The sequence below is a fragment of the Malacoplasma penetrans HF-2 genome (genome assembly GCF_000011225.1).
GTDB lineage: Bacteria > Bacillota_I > Bacilli_A > Mycoplasmatales > Mycoplasmoidaceae > Malacoplasma > Malacoplasma penetrans.
This window is the reverse complement of the sequence record NC_004432.1, coordinates 359,082-379,413: the sequence shown is the minus strand read 5'-3', so window position 1 is coordinate 379,413 and position 20,332 is coordinate 359,082. Positions and strand designations below refer to the sequence as shown.

Genomic DNA, 20,332 nt, shown 5'->3' with positions numbered 1-20,332 from the left:
GCAATTAACTATTTAATTTCTGTTAACTCCATTAGGATATAAATTAGTTTTAAAACTATTATCTTTACCATAAAGTTGAATCAAACCATCACGATAAGATTTCTTTTGGTTTATAAATCCACCATCTATTAGGTCATAGCCTTCAAGATTGTATTTACCAAAAGCACCACCATAATCAAAACCTTCACTATATAAAGCTTGAGAAAAACTCACTGAAGCATCTGGATCAATTAAGAAATGAATTCCTCATGTATAACCATCTTTATCCATCATCATACTACCAGATGAACCTTGAGTTAATGCTGAATAATCTGTTGGATATAATAATCCTCAAGGTAAGAAATTTTCTTCTTTAAAAGTTGTAGGTTGTACAGAATAAGTAGTTGTGAAAAATGATAATCCAATTGTAGCATCAAATACACCAACTTTATCTTTATAGGTATTATAAAATCCTGTAGATGCCAAACTTGATAATTCTTTCTTCTGTTCTTCTGTTGGATTTTCAGGTCTATTAACTGCAATATTAGATCAAGCATAATTTTTTATAGGATCAATTGCAGGAAAACCAACTATTGAATAATTGTTTGGTTTAATATCTTCTGGATGAGCTAACAAACTTTGTTTCTTATATTTAAACTGATTAGTTTTATCATCTGCATAATTATTAGTAACTTTTCTTGCTTGTTGTTCATCATCAAATGTAACTTCCATTACAGCAAAATCTGCATACTCTTCAAACTTTTGATATTTTTCATATTTTGAAAAGTAAGATGGTGAAGTTTTTAAAAAATCATTTCCAATCATTACTGTTCTAATGTTGGATACACCATTGCTGTCCAATTTTGGAGTTAAATAAGTATATTCATGAGAAAAGTCTAAATTAGTATTCATTGAATAATCTTTTAATGATGTGAACTTAATTTGTTCAGTATTATAAGTACTATTTTCTATATTCTCATAACGTTCTGGAGTTATAATGTCATTTTTAACTCTTAAGTTTTGAATCACATGAGCATTTGTTGCAAAGTATCAAGTTAATGGGTATGAACTAGAATCTTGAGTTAATTTATAATCTAGAATTCATCCAGTGCCAGAGTTTATTCCCATTCCCTTTCCTCTAATGAATCCAATCCCTACAGTTCTTTTAGCTTGTTTGACTTGTGTTTCGTTATATAAATAATTTCTTGAAAACCCTGAGTTTTTAGGAACACCAGGAGATGGTGTTACACCTTTTGGACCAACAGATGGTATAAGTGAATTTGATCTTGAATCATATTTAGCAAACATATGAGCTCCACCACCATCATTAATAGGGTTAGCTTTGTTAGCATAAGTTATGGGAGTTCAATTACTATTTCAGTTTGGATCTATATTGTTTTGATTTGATCCATTATTGGAATTATTTTGATTGGGAAAATTATTAGAATCATTATCACTATCATAACCACTATTACTATTAGTGTGGTTATTTACAGAATAAGAAATTGGAACAGCAGTCACAATTGCTATTAAGCCAACAGATACTGAAGCTAAAATAGTAATAACTTTTCTTTTCATAATACCTAGACCTCACTTAATTTATAAGTTTAAAAAATTAAATAATCAACAAAATAATTTTTTATTAATTATTTTATTAACAATATTAAATATAAGTATTATTGTGAAATGTTATTTTTAATTACCAGTTTATTAATTTTGTATCCTCTATTTGATCATTTTCTTTCATACTCAGTTTGGATATTATCTTTAGCATGAGCTGAGCTATATAAATTCTTTGTGGCAAAAGTTAAACAAAAAGAATTTTCTCTAGCAACAGAAAGTGAATAATTAAAGAAGTTTAAATTATCTGTTTTGAATTCAATTAATCCATCTTGTTTTAATAAAGGCAAAAATAAATTTAAATAAAAAGAATTTGTTAGTCTAAATTTTTCATGATGAGTTTTAGGTCATGGGTCAACAAAATTTAAATAAATTTTACTAATTTCACTCTTATCAAAAATATCATTAATGTTTTTAGCATCTATACTAATGATTTTTATATTAGTTAAAGTTTCACTACAAGACTCTAATTTATTTAATAATTTAGCTAGTATAGTTGGATATTTATCAATAGCAATAAAATTTATATTTTTATTTTTTAATGCTTTATTAAAAATAAAAGTACCTTTACCAGTCCCAACTTCAATTTCAATATTGTTGTTATTTTTAAATATTTGTTGATTCCATAATCCTTTGTATTGATTAGGGTTTAAAACATAAAACTCTTGACTGTTAAACAATCTTAATTCATCTTGATAATCTTTTCTTAATCTACCCATAATTTTTATTTTTCTAATTTAATACCTAATTCTTTCAAACTTTCATTTGAAACATCAGATGGAGTTTCAAATAATAAATCTACACCACTTGAATTTTTAGGAAAAGCAATTACATCCCTAATACTGTTAGTATTCAACATAATCATTAAAATTCTTTCAATCCCAAAAGCTATTCCACCATGAGGAGGAACCCCATATTTGAATGCATTTATAATGAATCCAAATTTTTCTTTTACTTGGCTATCATTAAGACCTAAAAATTTAAACATTCTTGTTTGTAATTCACTGTTATAAATTCTTAAAGATCCACCACCAATTTCAAACCCATTTAAAACTAAGTCATATGCTATTGCTTTTGCATTTGCAGGGTCCTTATCAAAAGTATCTAGTGTTTCAGCTGTTGGCATTGTAAATGGGTGATGAGCTGAAACATATCTTTTTTCTTCTTCACTGTATTCAAATAATGGTCAATCAACAACTCATAAGAAAGCAAACTCTTCATTCATTTTGATTTTCTTTGAAATGTTAACAAACTCTTTTCTAATAGCTCCTAATGCTTGTTGAGTTATTTCATATTTGTCAGCAACAAAGAATAATGTACCATTTGATAATTTGTTATCTTTACATATTTTTTCAATGATTTCACTTTCAATTACATTTGCAATTGAACCAGAACTCATTTTTCCATTTTCAATATATAAATAAGCTAAACCTTTGGCTTTATTATCTTGAGCTAATTTCTCTAATTTTTTAATATCTTGTTTTACAATGTTATCTTCAACAAATACTGCTGAAATTCTATTTTTAGATTCGTAAATAGATTTAAATATTTTAAAGTTTGTATCTTTAAAATAATTTGTTAAATTCATGATTTTATTTTCAAATCTAATATCTGGTTTATCTGAACCATAATATTCAATTGCATCACTATAAGACATTCTAGTAAAAGGAGTTTTTAATTTAATATTAAAGAATTCTTTGAAAACATAAATAAACATTTCTTGAACAATAGATTGAATTTCAAGATCTGATAAAAATGAAGTTTCAATATCAATTTGTGTGAATTCAGGTTGTCTATCTGCTCTTAAGTCTTCATCTCTAAAACATCTAGCAATTTGGAAATAACGATCCATTCCTGAAACCATTAATAGTTGTTTATAGATTTGAGGAGATTGAGGAAGGGCAAAGAATTTTTTACTACGAGTTGGAACTAAATAATCTCTTGCACCTTCTGGAGTTTGTTTAGATAAGTAAGGTGTTTCTATTTCATTAAAATTATTTTTAACTAAAAAGCTTCTAAATAAATTAATTATTTTCCCTCTATTAATAATATTGTTTTGCATTACTGGTCTTCTTAAATCCAAGTATCTATATTTCAATCTCAAATCTTCTAAACCATCTGTATCATCTTGAATTAAAAAAGGAGGAGTTTCAGCTTTTGAATATAATTTGAATTCTTTTAAATCAATTTCAAATTCACCAGTCTTTAACTCTTTGTTTACATTACTTCTTTTTCTAACTATTCCAATTACTTCAACTACTGATTCTTTAGGTGTTTGTAAACAGTTGTTAAAAAATTTATTTTCCTCTTCAACTACAACTTGTACAATCCCTGTAATGTCATAGATATCAATAAAAATTAAAGAACCCAATTTTCTGTTCTTTTTAATTCATCCTTTAATTACAACCTCTTTTCCTACAAGTTTATTATCAACATTCCCACAATATACAACATTATTAGTTTTCATTATTAATACCTTTTTTATTTATCACTTTCAAAAAATTCTTTAATTTTATTATTTAATTCATTAAGTTTTATAACTTTGTTTTCAAGGGTCTTTTGGTTTTTTAAAGTTACTTGTTTATTTTTATGATCTTCATCACCATAAATTAAAATAATTTTTGGGTTATATTTATTACTATTTTTAAATTGTTTATCTATTTTTTTTAAATCAAAATTTACTTCAACTCTATAGTTTAAATTTCTTAATTGATTTGCAAAGTTCATAGCAACTAATTCAGATTCAACTGATCCAATTGAAGCAATATATACATCTACTGAATTATTAGACAGAAATTGATTTTCATCTCTATAAGCTAGCATTAATCTTTCCATCCCTAATGCAAACCCAAAACAAATATAATCATTATCCCCTAGTTCTTTAGTAAGTTTAGTGTATCTTCCACCACCTATAATTGTTGATTGTCCTGTTAATTTATTTGATTGGCTTACTATTTCAAATACAGGTCCTGAGTAATAATCTAAACCTCTTACAAGAGTGCTATCAAATTCAAATTCATTAACTATAGTTTTTAAACATTTAATAAAATTATCTGATTCTTCTTTTTCTTCTTTTGTTAAAAATTCTTCTATTTTTGGACAACTCTTAACAAAAGATTTTGATCCATCCACTTTATCATCCAAAATTCTTAATGGGTTTTTTTCAATTCTATTTTTTGAGTCTTCTGATAACTCATCTTTATATTTGTTAAAGTATTTTTTTAAAGAGTTAATTCATTTTTCTCTTGTTTCAATACTTCCAATATAATTCACTTTTAATTTTCAATTAGTAATGTTTAGTTTTTTTAAAATGTCTAATGCAAATAAAATACCTTCAATTTCATTAAGGATATTTTTAACACCTATAAACTCAATTCCAAATTGATAAAATTGTCTGTTTCTTCCACTTTGAGGTCTTTCATACCTAAACATTGGACCTAAATAATAAAACTTCAAAGGAAAAGGATTTGTATATAAAAGTTTATTTTCAACAACACTTCTAATAACACCAACAGTGTTTTCTGGTCTTAAAGCTAATTCTCTATCTGACTTATCTTTGAAATCATAAAACTCTTTAGTAACAATATCGCTACTTTCACCAATGTTTCTAATATATAGTTCTTTGTGTTCAAAAATAGGCGTTTTAATTTCATGACAATTATATGTATTACTTATTGTTTTTAGAACATCATTTATTTTGTTAAAAACCTCAATTTCTTCACCAAATAAATCATATGTTCCTCTTGGTTTTTTGATTACCATTACTAATCTCCATTAAATAATCATATTAAGTTTAAATCAGAGTAAATATTTTTATTCATTTTCTTATAAAAAGCAATAAATGAATTAGTTTGTTATAAAGTAATTACTTAATGTGTTATTAAACGGTTTTGCTAAGTCAAAATAAAACCACAAACTAAATAATTTATTTATAAATAAGGATAATCATTAAATCATTGTCAATTTATTCTATATACTTATAATAATAAAAATGAATATCATTAATTAAACCTAAATCAAATATGATAAATTTACAAAGCCTTATTACCCCTTTTTTAGATTTCACTAATTTATCTGATTTTTTTCTAGTTGTTTTATTATCAGTTCTTTTTTCTATAGCAATGTCAGTGTTGATACACTTTTTATCAACTACTATATCTAAAAAAATATTTTCATTTAAAAACATTGGATATATAAAACAAATATTTATTTATCAAGCAATTGGAATGACTTTATCAGCTGCTGTTATCCCATTGTTTTATTATGTAAACAATATTATTAATTCCAACTTTTATTTGATTTCAATGCAAGTAATAGTTTTTTTAGTAGTTGGTATATTTGTAAGCCACTGAATAATGATAGGTACTATTCCTGCATTTATCATTTCTAACATTTTATATTTAATTTACGGAGGAAATGAAACTCCTTTTTTATCACTGATATATCTAATTATTTTTTATTTTTTATCTTATATTTTTGCTTTAATTAGCAATGTTTTTTTAAAAAGAAGTGAATTAAAAAAAAGTAAATCAAATAAAATTTATTGATTATTTATAATTTGACCAATTGTAAGTTTAATTCTTTTCTCAATTGTAAGATTTACAGCTTTTTTTATTATCAGTGCATCAATGACACAATGAAGTGTGATCTTTGTAAATATATTAGTTAATTGATTACTTTTTTTAGCTTCTGTTGCAGTATCTAGTTTAATAAAAAGAATTTTAGACAACACATTTACTCTTAAAGAATCAATCATGTATGACAATGAAATTTTTGTAAATAGTGGATATTCTAAAAATGCTTTTAATAACCATGTAAGAAATAACAAAATTAGAACAGGTTTATTTATTACTTTTGAATTTAAACTTACAAATGATGTATATACAGAAAACAGAGATGTATTAAAACTATTAATTGATAATTTGAAAAATTTTTTAAAAAAAGATTTTAATACACCAGTAGAAAAGACTAATAAAAAAGTTAAAAAGAATTTAAAAAAAATACAACACATGTTCTTTTTCAAAACCAAGTGAAATGAATATGGTTTTTTTTATGAAATAAATGCCAATGAATTGAATTTAGTAAAGTCATATGAAAATAATTTTTTAGCAGATAGAGATAGAAATGATTTCTTTAATTTATTAGAAGAAAAGTTCAAAGAGTTTTCTAGTAAACCTGTTATCTTTAAAGATAAAGAATATTACTTTGAAACATCTTGTTTTGTTTCAATTTATGGGATGCATTCAAACGATTTTGAAAAACTTGTTGAATATAACCAAAAATTAAAAAGTCACTGAGTTAGCAAAAAATATAAAAATAGTGTTAAAGTTTTTAACTTCAAAGATATAGATGATAACAGTAATAAGACTGATTTTAAAAAAGTAAAAGAAAACTATACTTTAGATAAAAGCTATATAAACATAAATTCAGTTAAGGCTAAAAAGATTAATTCAAATATCTCTCAATATTTTTTAATACCTGGCGTGATTTGAATAGATGAACAAATATATGATTTTAAAGATATCTATAACAAGATATCTTCAGAAGAAGATCAAACATTAATATTAAGAAACTTTGCTTTAAGAACATTAAAACTTTCTGAAAGATTAGTTAGTGAAAATAAGAAAAAATATAATCACCACAATATTGTCATTAATTATCCAATTTTAGAATTAGCTAAAAGAAGTTTTTCAGTAAAAAATTTAGTTAAAAAAATCAATAGTTTCAGTATTAACAAATCCAAATTTATTTTTAATTTGGATTTCAGTAATCTTGAAAGTATTGATGACCTAGAATTGTTTATCAAAAATTTAAGAGATTTAAATAATGAGCTAAATGTTTCTTACTTTAATATCAACAAATCATTTGGAGAGAACAAAAAAATTTATGATATTCTATCCCCTTCAAAAATTAAGTTCAGCCCTAATTTTATTTTTATCAATGAAGAAAATGAAGAGAATAAATTAATTCAGAAAAAGTTTAAAAAATCACCAGTTTATTTAATTAATTAATCATGCTCATAATCAACTTTTGATTTATTATAACTTTCTGGATTAACGCCCTTTTCAAAAACATAAGGTTCTAAGTTTTTTGTATATTGATTAAATATTCTTTCAAAACTAACATATAAAACATAATTGTCATTGCTATCAAAATACAAATGAGTCATAGAATCATTTTCATGTTCATTATAAATATCTAATCTAAATAAATCATCTTCTAATCTGTAGTTAAAAATGTATTTAAAATGAATTGAATAAATATAAGAAGGATGATTAATAATAATTCTTGAATTTGAAATATAAATTTCACATTTATTTATCTTTTTATAATAGTTATTATTCTCATCTTTTTTTAAAATTGATGAATCACTGAAATTAAAACAAACTATTTCTTTTTTATTAATTAATTGGAAATCTGTAACTAATTGTTTCAGATTTCTTTTTTTATTAAAAACTACAGCTTTAACATGATTAATGTATTCAGTTTCATATGAATTTAATTTATTAGTTAATCTGAAGTTATGAAGAATTTTTTGTAATTTATTAATATATTCTTCTGTATATGCTTCATTAAAATAAATTCATTTTTTTATTTTTTCAAGACAATAAATCATAAAAAACTTATGTTCTTTCAACTCAAAATATTCAATTAATTTATTTTGAGTAATGTAAAAAACATCAATATTAAAATCATTAGTCAATAATTTATTTTTGTATTCTAAATATTTTTCAAGTTCTTTATCTTCAAGTTTTCTTGTAAAAATTCTGTCTTGATATTTGTAATGCATATTATTTTATTAATTCTTTATATTCTTTTATTCATTTTTCCACAATTTTATTTACATCTTCTCATGGTTTAGACGTTGTTAGATCAATGTCTAATAATTTAATTTTATCTAATGGACTTAGTGAAGTACCTGCTGATAAAAAAGAATAGTATTTAGATAAAAAGTCTTTATCATTATTGATAATTTTTATAGCACTTAAAATACCAACTACCATTCCAATTGAGTATTTATATACATAAAAAATTCCATCATAAAAATGTTCAATTCTAAAAATGATAGATAGACTTTCACCATTTTTAGATAATAACCTTTTAACATCTTTATCTGAATACCCTAGGAATTTTTTATGAGTGTGTGCATAAATTTCTTTAATCTCATTTGCTCCAACAGGTTTGTTTTCATTTATGAAATTTATTATCTCTCTTTCAGTATAACTAAACATTATTTGTCTGATAGTTGTACTAAAAAAATTAGTAATCAAATCATTGTAAATTTTAAGTTTAAATTCTTTATTGTTTGAATACTTATTTAACAAAAACAAAGATAAAATAACTTCATTTGTAACAGAGGGTATTTCAGCATCAAAAATTTCACTTTCAAAATAAATGTCTTGATTTTTGTTTGTGTAATATGAACAAATTGCATGTCCTAATTCATGAGCAACTGTATAAACACTTGAAAAAGTTTTATCAAAATTCAATAAGACATAATATTTGTTTAAACCTTTTGTATTACTAACTGAGTAAGCACCACTAGTTTTGTTTTCTTTTGGTAATCATGATATTCAATTCTCATTAAATGATTTTTTGGCAACTGATTGATATTCATCAGAGAAAACTTTAAAAGATTCACTAACAATTTCTTTTGCTTCTTCAATTGTTAAATTATTTTTATTAGTTTTATAAATATCAAAAGCTTTGTCTCATGGTTCAAGCTTACTTAAATTCATTTTTTGTTTTCTATATTTATTTTCTATTTTAGAAAAGTCTTGATAATTCTTTTGGTATTTAGAAACTTCATTATATACATGATCAATAAAATCAACTTCTACTTCATCTTCAAAACAAACTTGTGCTAAATAATCTTTATGATTATAAATTTTAGCTATTTGATTTAATGTTAAAAAATTTTGATATAAGGCTGTAGCTAAAGTATTTTCAAAATTAATAAAACTTTTATTAATAGAGTTGTATGCATTTTTTCTTAAAACTCTATCTTTACTAGTTTCTAAAATAAAATCAATTTCACTAATTGATTTAAACTGAATATTTTTACCTTTTGAGTTAAGTGCAGGAATTAGTTTAATTTCAGAATCTACAAGTGTTGAAAACATTGAATCATGAGAAAAACAAGATGAAAGTTTAACTAGTAACTTTTCTTCTTCATTTGATAATTTATGATTTTCTTCCTTAAAAATTAAATCAAAAAATCTTTCAAATTTTTTTATTTCAGAATCATTTTCAATAAAAGATTTTATTAATTCTTTATTATCTAAAATGATATTTATTTCATTAGCAAAACTTAACTGAAATTCAGATATTTTACTAGAAAGTTTTTGGTTTCAATTTATCATTTCTTTATTTGCTAAGTCTTCATTAAGTTTATTAGACACATAGTTATATAATTTATTTTCAATAGGAACCATATCAAGTTTAAAAAATAAATATTTTTTTAATTTATTTAAATTTGAATAACATGTCCCATTGTCATACATTTTTATAAGTTCATTATTTAAATTAACTCAGTTATTAAATACTTCATCTAAATTTTTATTTTCTAACAAACTTGATAAATCTCAGTCATATTTATAATTCATCTTAAAACCTATAAAAAAGAAAAATTTAATATATTAATTATCAATGAGAATAAAAAATTTTTACATTTAAAATAATTAATTAAAATAAATACTAGTGGAAAAACAATAAATTTATATGGATAGAAAAAAGATTTTTTTTATTACCTTAACATCAACTGTTTTAATGTTTGTATTTTTTGGTTTACTTATATTTTTTATATTAGATACATTAAACAATAATACAAACCCAAACTATTGGTTTATCTTACTATTTGCAGTTTACTTTGTTAACAATTTAACTTCTTTTTATCTTCTTAATAACAAAAGAAGGATTGAAAATGTGAAAGTTTGTTGAATGTTTGTAATTAATTTACTCCCTGTAATTGGAATATTTGCTTTTTATATATTTGGGATTATTCCTTTTAAAATAGAAAATTCAAATGAAATTAAAATATCATCACATCACTTTAATGAAAATGAAAATTACTCATTCACACATTCTTTTTTGGCAAAACAGGAAAGTGATAAACATTCAGATTTTAAATTCATTTTTAATTACATGAATTCACCAATCTATGAAAATAATAAAATCACAATTCTTGACCAATCTGATTTATTCAAAGAAACAATTGATATCATCAGAGAAGCAAAAGAATTTATTCACATTCAGTTTTATATCATTTCTGATTGTTTATGGTTCTATCTATTAATGAATGAACTAGTAAGAAAAGCAAGTCAGGGTGTAAAAATCAAATTCATGTATGATTGAGCTGGAAGCCATAAAAGATTTAATAAATCAAATTTAAACTTCTTAGAAAGACATGGAATTGAAGTTGAACAATTTAACCCTCAAACTTTTAACAAATATACTTCAATCACAAATTTTAGAAGTCATAGAAAATTAGTGGTTGTAGATAACAAATTTTGTATTACAGGTGGTTCAAATATTGGTGATGAATATTTAAACTTAAAAAAATCATATGATAACTGAAAAGATTTAAATTTCTTAATTGAAGGTGAAGTTGTTAATACATTAAACTTAAGATTCTGTAATGACTGAATTAACTACACTAACTATAAAAAGAAAAAGAATTTTGATTCAAAGTTTTATCAAAACTATAAAATCCACAAAGCAGAAAATAAAGATATTTGCCAAGCTATAAGCTCATCTCCAGAATTTGATTTGTATGTTTATCAACAAATACTAATGTCAAAAATTTCATCAGCCCAAAAAACTATTTGAATCTATACTCCCTATTTATTAATTCCTAATGAAATTATAAATAATCTAATTTTTGCTAGCCATAAAGGTGTTGATGTAAGAATTATGGTTCCTCATTTTCCAGATGATAAAAAGTTTATTCTTACAAGCAATAGATCATCATATGAAAGATTTATGAAAGCAGGTATACAAATTTTTGAATACTATGGGTTTATGCATTCAAAAGCAGTAATAATAGATGATGACCAATGTCTGATAGGAAGTAATAATCTAGACTATAGAAGTTTAGTGATTAACTTTGAAACTGCTATTTCTATTATTTCAAAAGACTTTAATCATCAAATGAAAGAAATCTTTTTAAAAGACCAAAAAAACTCTAGATTAATATCATTACACTACTTACATAGTAAGTTTAATTTAAGACAAAAAATGTATAATAGCATAATCAATATCATTAAACCTTTACTTTAATGAATTTAAAATTAAATACTTTTATATCAAAATATGCTAAATTAATATAGAGTATAATATTATTTATAAGTAGATAACTTTTATAAATTGTAAATAAAGAAAGGTATACGATAAATATGAAATCAATTAATGTAACTATTATTGATCCAATTGGAATTCATGCAAGACCAGCTTCAATGATTTCAAGTACTGCTGCTAAATTCCAATCTTCTGTAACTTTTAAAAATGGAGAAAAATCAGCAAATGCTAAATCTGTAATTAACTTAATGGCTCTTTCAGCTAAACAGGGAAACAGTATTGAAATTGCCGTTGATGGTGCAGATGAAGATGCAGCTATTGAAGCTATTAAAAAAGTAATGGAAGAAGAAAAATTAATTTAATTAGTTTTTTAAAAGGATAAATAACCAATCAAATGATTGGTTATTTTTTTTATTTTTAATAACTTTTTTAAAATTTTTTCTCTTTTTTTTATGACATTCACCCCAAAAATTTACATACATATAATAGAGACATAAAAAAGGAGATCAAAAAATGATTGAATACATAATTGGTAAAATCTCATACAAAAACAATAATTATTTAATTTTAGAAAATAACTTTAAAGGTTATAAATTGTTTATGAGTGATCCAAACATATTTGAAGAGAATTCTTCAGCTAAAATCTTTGTTTATACAAAAATATTTCAAAACAATAAAAATAATTTTTTATTTGAATACTATGGGTTCAAAACCTTAAGGGAAAAAATTTTCTTTGAAAATTTATTAACTGTAAATGGAATTGGACCAAAAACTAGTTTAACCATTTTAAGGAATGATTTAAACTTGTTAAAAGAATTAATCAGAAATGAAGACATTGAATCTTTATCAGTACTGGAAGGATTTACAAATAAAACAGCATTATCAATTGTCAGTGCTTTATCTTATAAATTAAAAAATGAAAGAATAAGTGAGTATAACAATGATGTAAATCATAGTAGTATAAATCAGCAAAGTAATTCATACAACCCTGTTCCAGATTTAGTATCTGCTTTAAAAGCACTTGGTTATAAGAAGAATATGATAGAAAAAGCTATTAATTTATTAATTCCACAATTATCAAATGTTAGTGAAGATCAGATTAGTGATTTAATATCACAAGCAATTAAAATAATTTCTGATGAAGCTGTTACAAATAAGACCACAGTATCTTAAAGATTTTTGTGGAAAAAACAATATTAAAAATAATTTATTAGCTTATATAGATAGTTCAAAAAATAGAAATGAGTGTTTAGATCATTGTTTATTTTATGGGCCTGCAGGTGTTGGAAAAACAACATTAGCTAAAATAATTTCAAATGAATTATCTCAAAACATTAAGATAGTTCAAGGTCCGGAAATTCAAGAGAAAACAGATATTCTAAATTTAATATATTCACTTAATGAAAATAGCATTATTTTTATAGATGAAGTTCACTCCATTAATCCAAAATGTTTTGAATTACTTTATTCAGCTATGGAGGACTTCGAAATTAATATTGAGATAGGAAAAGATTTCAATAAAAAACTAACAACTGTTTCTATCCCAAAATTTACTTTAATAGGAGCAACTACAAAACTAGGAAATTTACCTGCACCTTTTGAAGAAAGATTTGGAATAGTTATAAACATTTCAGAATACACAGAAAAAGAGATATATAAAATTCTAGATTTCTCATTAAAACAGTGTGATATTAAAGTGGATAAAAAAGTCTTAGAAATTATTTCACACCGTTCTAAGGGAATTCCTAGAATTGCTAAAAGGATTTTAGCTAGATATTTAGACCATTCATTGACATCTAATAATACTGCAGAAACAATTTTAAAAAATATAGGTGTTTATGAAAAGGGATTAAATGAAATAGATTTATCTTATTTATTGTGTATATATGAAAATACAAAGTTAGGTTTAAAAACTTTATCTCAAATTCTTAATGTTGATGAAAAAACAATAATAGAAAAAATTGAACCTTTTCTAATTAAAAATAATTTCATTTCAAAGACAATTAATGGAAGAATTCTTACTGATAATGGATTAAATTTTCTGACAACAAATAACCTTATAAAGAACAATAAAAAATCTTCAGTTGAAGATAAAACAAATAATTAAATAAATAAAAAAATAAACAATTTAATAGTTTTGCAAAAACTATAATTGTTTATTTTTTATTATTTCTTTTGCCACAACTAAATCAAAGTCAGTTGTAACTTTAAAATTGAATTTATTTCCTATTACACATTTGACATCTTTATTGCACAGTAATGCAAGGCTACAAAAATCTGTCGATGTTTCTAAAGTTTTATCACTTAAATTACTACCAAAATACACTTCTTCAAAAATCTTATATTTTGCAGATTGAGGAGTTTGTTCTATAAATAGTTTTTGTCTATTTAATATTTTTTCTAAATTAGAATTATCTGTTATTCCAATAGTATCTTCTGGAACTATTCCAGTGCTTACTACATCACATCTACTTGAATTAATATAATCTATATTATTTTTAATGATGTCAGTTGAAACAAATGGTCTAGCACAATCATGTGTTAATACAATGTCATCACTATTTATTTTTATGCTCTTTAAAAACTTAACAGCATTAATGATAGATAAATGTCTTGTATCTCCACCATTTACTATAAATACTTTATTTTTTCACTCATATTTTTTTATAAGTGATTCAACATCATATTTATAGCTATGATTAACCACTAAAACAACTTTATCAATTAAATCAAAATTAGCAAACGTTTTTAAAGAATAAAAAAATAATGGTAAACCATTTAAATCAATATATTGTTTAGGAATATTTGAGTTAACTCTACTACCACTACCTGCAGCTAATAAAATTGCATAAACTTGATTATTTTTCATAACTTTTAACTTTAATTATTTAATTACCAAAAATAAAACTAAAAAGAAAATAGATAAAAATGCAAAACCAAAAAAAGACCATAAAAATATTGTGAACATTTTTTTGTTTTTATCAGATCCTGCAATCTTTGTGAACTTAATATTTGAAGGCATAATAGATGCAATTGTTTCAGGATCACTAGTTCTATAAAAAGCATCTTTAAAAGAAAAGATTTTTTCTTTTACATTACTAATAATTTGTTCTTTTTCTTTGATCATGAATTGCAATCATTCTCTAATTCTTTCTAATTCAAAATACTTAGGATCTTGCTTATATCAGACCAATGAAAGATTACCCTTCATATCAAATGATGGTTCCATATCAATATCATTTTTTATAGAATCAACTTTACTTAGTAATTCATTAAATTTATTAACTTTAACAATATCTAAGTAGTTTTTAATTTGAACAACATAACCGTCATCATTTGTTCAATTACTTGAGAAATCTAAAAACAACCTAGAACTAAAATCATTAATGATTAAATCTTTATTAATTTTTCCAATAGATTTTTCAATCTTTTTTATTTCATCATTTTTGGAATTCTTTTTAACAAAATTATAGTAATCACTTTTAATTTTTCTACGATATTGCTTATACCTTTTTACCCTAGTTTCAGCAATGTTGATTTCTATTTCTTTATCCATAATTATTCTTCTCTAATTATTATTCATCTCTATTTTTTGATTTATTTTTACATCTTATGTGTAATCCAAATGAACCATTTGCTGTGTAAACTAAAACAAGATTAGGAACAAATTTTTCAATAATTTTTTCTTTAGGAATAGAAAAAACAGAATTAATTTTATTTCTAATATAAGAAGCTCTAGATTCATCAATTTTATTATTGTAGAAAACAACATACTCAACATTTGAAAAAACGTCATTACCAAATACTTTTTTAAATTGATTTAATATTTTTTCAACTGAGCTTTCAAATGATTTTACAATTCCACCCAATTTGTTTTTCACATCAAAATTAATTACTGGTCTAGTTTTTAAAGCATTTAAAAATTTAGATAAGCTTTTAGGAACTCTACCACTATTTACTAATGAAGATCAATTTTCACAAGTAAAAGATGTGTAATTGTACTTATAAAATTCTTTACAATAATCTAATACTTCAAAAAAATCTTCACCATTTTCTAATTTTTCTTTAACTGATTTGAATAATACTTCAATAGCATATCCAATTTCTTTAGTATCAACAACATATACTTTATCTTTATATTCTTCTTCAAAATATAAAATGTTGTCATGAAAACTAGATAAACCAGAGGATGCTGTAAAGATAATTACTTTATCATTTTTTTCTAATAGTTCTTCAACAGCAACCATTACTTTACCCGGAGAAACAGCACTAGTTTTAAAACTGTTACCCTTATCAAATTCTTCTAAAATTCTTTCTGCATTTAGAACAGTATTATCATCATTGTATTCAACGTTATTTTTATCTGTAATATTGAAGGTCACTTGTCTCACATTGTCAGACTCTATTTCCTTACCATATAGACCAATAGCAGAATCAACAATAAAGCCTATTTTATTTTTTTGCATATGTTTAACCAACCTTACCTATTATTGTAAATAATATTATATTTTTAATTATTATTTTAAACCATTAAAAATTATAATAAATATCAGACTATAAAAATTATATAAAATAAATAAGTTATGAAACAAAATATTAAATTAAATAATACAGCTGCTCAAATAGCTTTTAAAGCAGTTCAAAGAATTCTTAAAGATGATTTTGAAATAGCAAGTTCTGGAATGTTGGAATATGGTTTTTTTATTGAATTCAAAACTAGTCAATCAATTTCATCTAAGGATTTTAGCAAAATAGAAAAAGAAATGAAAAAAGTTATTTCTTCAGGAGAAAAAATAGAAGAAATTAAATCATTAAATTCTATTAACAAATATCAAAAAGTTTTCAAAGAAGAAAACAAAGAAAGTACATTTATTAAAATTGGAAAAGATTTTGAAAATGTGTCTGCATTTGAAATAGAAGACAATGTTAATAAAGTTAAGATTTTTAAATTAACTAACATTGGTGGATCTTACTGACAAAATAATGCTTCTTTAGATCAATTAACAAGAATCTCAGGTGTAGCATTCACTACTAAAGAAGAATTAGAAGAGTGAGACAAATACATGGAAGAAATCAAATCTAGAGACCATAGAAAAATTGGTCAAGATATGGAGATTTTTGATTTCAGTAATGATATTGGACAAGGGTTACCAATTTGATTGCCAAATGGTGAAATAATTAAAAAAGAAATTAAGAAATTCTTATGAAGTATCTTTAGTAAAGAAAAATTTTTATTTATTGATACTCCAATTCTTGGAAGTAAAGAACTATATATTAAGTCTGGTCACTGAGAACATTATAAAGAAAACAACTTTCCTCCAATGGAAGTTGATAATGAAACTTTCATGTTAAGACCAATGACATGTCCTCACCACTTAACTTACTTCAATTTAAAACCACATTCTTATAAAGAGTTGCCTTATGCAATTTGTGAAGATTCAAAATTACATAGATATGAATCATCTGGTGGATTAATTGGTTTAGAAAGAGTTAGAACTATGGAATTATTTGATTGCCATATTATTACTAAACCAGATCAAATTGAAGATGTTATTAGACAACTTAACAATATATTAAAGATTGTTCACAAAAGAATGAATATTAAAATTGATAGAGTTGACTTATCATTAAGAGATCCAAAAGATAAAGTTAAGTATCATGATGATGACAAAATGTGAAAATCATCTGAAAAGCAATTAAGAGATATCCTTAAAAAACTTAACTATAAAGCTATGGAAATTGAAGGGGAAGCAGCGTTTTATGGACCTAAAATAGATTTCCAAGTTAAAACAAATTTAGGAAAGATTATTACAATCTCTACAATTCAATTAGATTTCTTATTACCTGAAAGATTTGATGTTGAATATATTGATGAAAATAACACTAAGAAAAGACCAGTATTAATTCACTTTGGTGTAATTGGAACTTATGAAAGATTTATTGCAACACTATTAAGTCAAACAAAAGGTTTATTACCTTTTTGACTGGCACCAGTACAAATCTCTATTATTCCAGTTAATAACAACATTCATTTAGATTACTGTAAAAAAATTGCTTCTGAATTAGAAGAAAATAACATTAGAGTAAAACTAGATGATTCAAATGAAAGGTTAGCTAAGAAAATTAGAGAAGCTCAAATCTCTAAAATTCCTTTCCAATTAGTAATTGGTGATAATGAAATTAAAAATAATGAAATCACATATAGAAAATATTCTGAAGAAAATTCAACAACATTAAAGTTTAATGAATTTATAGATTTCATTAAAAAGTTAAAAAAAGAATAAAATTAAAACTTTTTTAAAAACCTTATGAACAAATGCATAAGGTTTTTTTAATTTATTTTTATTACTTAAATATTAAATATATTATTTATATAGTGTTTTTAATAAAACAATCAAATGGGGGAAATATGAAAAATCTAATACTAAAAGAAATATTGAATAATGAACTTAAAAGACAACAGGGCTACATTGAACTAATAGCTTCTGAAAATTATGTTAGTGAACAAATTTTAGAAGCTACAGGAAGTGTGTTTACAAATAAGTATTGTGAAGGATATCCAAACAGAAGATACTATGGAGGGTGTGAATATGCAGACCAAATTGAGCAATTAGCAATTGATAAAGCAAAAGAAATCTTTAACGCTAAATTTGCAAATGTTCAACCACACTCTGGAACTCAAGCAAATGTTGCAGCTTATTTATCTGTATTAAAACCAAATGATAAAATTCTTGCTATGGGTTTAAATGAAGGCGGACATTTATCACATGGTTCTAAAGTTAATATTTCAGGTAAAACATATGAAGCAGATCACTATGGTGTAGATAAAGAAACTCAATGTTTAGACTATGATGCAATTTTAAAACAAGCACAAGAAGTTAAACCTAAATTAATAGTTTGTGGAGCATCAAACTATTCAAGAGTTGTAGATTTTAAAAAATTTGGAGAAATAGCAAAATCAGTTGGTGCTTATTTATTAGCAGATGTTGCTCATATTTCTGGATTAATAGTTGCAGGATATCATCCTAATCCATTACCATATGCAGATATTGTAACAACAACCACTCACAAGACTTTAAGAGGTCCTAGAAGTGGATTAATACTAACAAATAATGAAGAGTTAATTAAAAAGATTAATAGTGCAGTATTCCCTGGAAGTCAAGGTGGACCTTTAATGCATGTAATAGCTGCTAAATATTTATGTTTTGATGAAGCTAGTAAACCTGAATTTAAAACATATATAAAAAATGTAATTGATAACATTGCAATCCTATCTCAAACACTAAAAGAACTAGGGTATAAGATTATTGCAGATGGAAGTGATAATCATTTATTAAGTGTTGATTTATATTCATCTAAACAAATCACAGGAGACTTAGTAGAACAATGATTAGAACAAGCAAAAATTGTTGTTAATAAAAATCTAATTCCATATGATATTAATTCTGCCAAATCACCATCTGGTATTAGAATTGGCTCTGCTGCTATGACTACAAGAGGATTTACTACTAAAGAATTTAAACAAATTGGTTTATGAATTCATGAAATTATAGAATCAAAAGGTAATCCTAATACAATTAATAAAATTAGAAATGAAGTAGATTTATTAGTTAAAAAATTCCCTATTTACCAAGATATTAAATATTAGTAAATAAAACAAAATCCTAATAGCAATAAACTATTAGGATTTTTACTTTTTAATGCACTATTAAATAAAGAAAACAGAAATTCAGTTAACAAAAGGTAAACAATTTAATTTCATTTCTTTTTTATTAAAATATCCTTTTTTATACATCTTGTAACTTAATATAATGCTATTAATTAAACAAGAAATAAAAGCTATTCCAGATGTTAGTAATAAGCATAAGAATAAAACTAAGTTTGAATTTAAATCAGTAACTAAAGGCTTTAATACATCATTGTTAAATGCAGTAGTATGCAAAATAAAACCTAGTGAAAATCCAAAAACCATAATTGCTGCATTTTGATAGACAGTTTTCAAAAAGATGTCTTTTTGATAATTTATATTATCAATTGCATAGTATTTATTCAAGCTTTCTTCTGTGAATTTATTTTCATATTCACTTCTAATATCTTTTTTATTTTTAAAAAAATAAATTAAAGAAAATAAAAATAGTTTTGTTTGTTTATTTAAAAACTCATACATTACTGTAGCTTTAAATGAACCAGCTACAAGTTTGTAATGTTTATTAGAAAGATAAAATTAATACAATCAAATTACAGATAAACCAGCAAATAAAAAGACTAATGTAAAATTATAAGTTGATGTGATAAATATTGATGCTAGTGAAAATATAGCTAGTATTAATGAAACATTTGATAGAGCAACATAAATTAAAGGAACAAAGAAATACCATTTTCTAATTTTTCTTATTTTACTCATTTTTAGAACCCTAAAGTTTACTCAATAATTTGT

General features: G+C 23.8%; 18 protein-coding genes. 7 read left to right on the top strand and 11 right to left on the bottom strand.

The window, feature by feature from the left end; all coding sequences use genetic code 4:
- Positions 1-12 precede the first annotated feature (12 nt).
- The 4 genes from MYPE_RS01505 to hisS all read right to left on the bottom strand — a co-directional run bounded on the left by MYPE_RS01505 (position 13) and on the right by hisS (position 5,361).
- On the bottom strand, positions 13-1,557 hold the full coding sequence (locus MYPE_RS01505; RefSeq protein WP_011077117.1) for an MIP family Ig-specific serine endopeptidase: 1,545 nt from the start codon (positions 1,555-1,557) through the stop codon (positions 13-15).
- A 98-nt stretch (positions 1,558-1,655) separates the two neighbouring features.
- Positions 1,656-2,318, bottom strand: coding sequence for a tRNA (guanosine(46)-N7)-methyltransferase TrmB (gene trmB / locus MYPE_RS01500; RefSeq protein ID WP_011077116.1), 663 nt, complete (start codon positions 2,316-2,318; stop codon positions 1,656-1,658).
- A 5-nt stretch (positions 2,319-2,323) separates the two neighbouring features.
- Positions 2,324-4,066 (bottom strand): aspartate--tRNA ligase, encoded by a 1,743-nt coding sequence (aspS, locus tag MYPE_RS01495; protein WP_011077115.1) that lies wholly within the window; start codon positions 4,064-4,066, stop codon positions 2,324-2,326.
- 14 nt (positions 4,067-4,080) lie between these two features.
- The gene (gene hisS, locus MYPE_RS01490) at positions 4,081-5,361 is read right to left on the bottom strand and encodes a histidine--tRNA ligase (protein ID WP_011077114.1); all 1,281 of its coding nucleotides are present in this window, start codon (positions 5,359-5,361) and stop codon (positions 4,081-4,083) included.
- A gap of 260 nt (positions 5,362-5,621) precedes the next feature.
- Between hisS and MYPE_RS01480 the strand changes: the two genes are divergently transcribed.
- Positions 5,622-7,610 carry a hypothetical protein gene (locus MYPE_RS01480; protein WP_152023088.1) on the top strand — a complete coding sequence of 663 codons (1,989 nt, stop codon included), beginning with the start codon at positions 5,622-5,624 and terminating at the stop codon, positions 7,608-7,610.
- Here MYPE_RS01480 and MYPE_RS01475 read toward each other — a convergent pair.
- Together MYPE_RS01475 and pepF are read right to left on the bottom strand one after the other, a co-directional pair.
- Positions 7,607-8,389, bottom strand: coding sequence for a hypothetical protein (locus MYPE_RS01475; RefSeq protein WP_011077111.1), 783 nt, complete (start codon positions 8,387-8,389; stop codon positions 7,607-7,609). The two genes, MYPE_RS01480 and MYPE_RS01475, sit on opposite strands and share 4 nt — an antisense overlap.
- A 1-nt stretch (position 8,390) precedes the next feature.
- Positions 8,391-10,205, bottom strand: a complete 1,815-nt coding sequence (gene pepF, locus MYPE_RS01470) for an oligoendopeptidase F (protein ID WP_011077110.1) — start codon at positions 10,203-10,205, stop codon at positions 8,391-8,393.
- Positions 10,206-10,539: 334 nt separating this feature from the next.
- Here pepF and MYPE_RS01465 point away from each other — a divergent pair, with 334 nt between their 5' ends.
- From MYPE_RS01465 to ruvB, 4 genes are all read left to right on the top strand, one after another.
- Positions 10,540-11,877, top strand: coding sequence for a phospholipase D-like domain-containing protein (locus MYPE_RS01465; RefSeq protein WP_160162148.1), 1,338 nt, complete (start codon positions 10,540-10,542; stop codon positions 11,875-11,877).
- Positions 11,878-11,993: 116 nt separating this feature from the next.
- Positions 11,994-12,257 (top strand): HPr family phosphocarrier protein, encoded by a 264-nt coding sequence (locus MYPE_RS01460; protein ID WP_011077108.1) that lies wholly within the window; start codon positions 11,994-11,996, stop codon positions 12,255-12,257.
- 151 nt (positions 12,258-12,408) lie between these two features.
- A complete protein-coding gene (gene ruvA, locus MYPE_RS01455) occupies positions 12,409-13,068 on the top strand; it encodes a Holliday junction branch migration protein RuvA (RefSeq protein WP_011077107.1) in 660 nt (219 codons plus the stop codon).
- A complete protein-coding gene (gene ruvB, locus MYPE_RS01450) occupies positions 13,034-14,002 on the top strand; it encodes a Holliday junction branch migration DNA helicase RuvB (protein WP_011077106.1) in 969 nt (322 codons plus the stop codon). Before ruvA ends, ruvB begins: the two co-directional genes overlap by 35 nt.
- A gap of 39 nt (positions 14,003-14,041) precedes the next feature.
- On the opposite strand, the gene MYPE_RS01445 is transcribed toward ruvB, so the two are convergent.
- The 3 genes from MYPE_RS01445 to MYPE_RS01435 are packed head-to-tail and all read right to left on the bottom strand — an operon-like array spanning position 14,042 to position 16,361.
- On the bottom strand, positions 14,042-14,764 hold the full coding sequence (locus tag MYPE_RS01445) for an IspD/TarI family cytidylyltransferase (RefSeq protein WP_011077105.1): 723 nt from the start codon (positions 14,762-14,764) through the stop codon (positions 14,042-14,044).
- Positions 14,765-14,779: 15 nt separating this feature from the next.
- The gene (locus MYPE_RS01440) at positions 14,780-15,451 is read right to left on the bottom strand and encodes a hypothetical protein (protein WP_011077104.1); all 672 of its coding nucleotides are present in this window, start codon (positions 15,449-15,451) and stop codon (positions 14,780-14,782) included.
- Positions 15,452-15,470: 19 nt separating this feature from the next.
- Positions 15,471-16,361, bottom strand: coding sequence for a DegV family protein (locus tag MYPE_RS01435; protein ID WP_011077103.1), 891 nt, complete (start codon positions 16,359-16,361; stop codon positions 15,471-15,473).
- A 117-nt stretch (positions 16,362-16,478) separates the two neighbouring features.
- Between MYPE_RS01435 and thrS the strand changes: the two genes are divergently transcribed.
- Both thrS and glyA read left to right on the top strand, forming a co-directional pair.
- Positions 16,479-18,179 (top strand): threonine--tRNA ligase, encoded by a 1,701-nt coding sequence (gene thrS / locus MYPE_RS01430; protein ID WP_011077102.1) that lies wholly within the window; start codon positions 16,479-16,481, stop codon positions 18,177-18,179.
- A gap of 125 nt (positions 18,180-18,304) precedes the next feature.
- Positions 18,305-19,543, top strand: coding sequence for a serine hydroxymethyltransferase (gene glyA, locus MYPE_RS01425; protein ID WP_044891230.1), 1,239 nt, complete (start codon positions 18,305-18,307; stop codon positions 19,541-19,543).
- A 60-nt stretch (positions 19,544-19,603) separates the two neighbouring features.
- Here the strand turns inward: glyA and MYPE_RS01420 are convergent, their stop codons facing one another.
- Entirely contained in the window at positions 19,604-20,062 is a 459-nt protein-coding gene (locus MYPE_RS01420) for a hypothetical protein (protein ID WP_011077100.1), read from the bottom strand.
- Between the two features lie 57 nt (positions 20,063-20,119).
- On the bottom strand, positions 20,120-20,299 hold the full coding sequence (locus MYPE_RS01415) for a hypothetical protein (RefSeq protein ID WP_011077099.1): 180 nt from the start codon (positions 20,297-20,299) through the stop codon (positions 20,120-20,122).
- Positions 20,300-20,332: the final 33 nt, after the last annotated feature.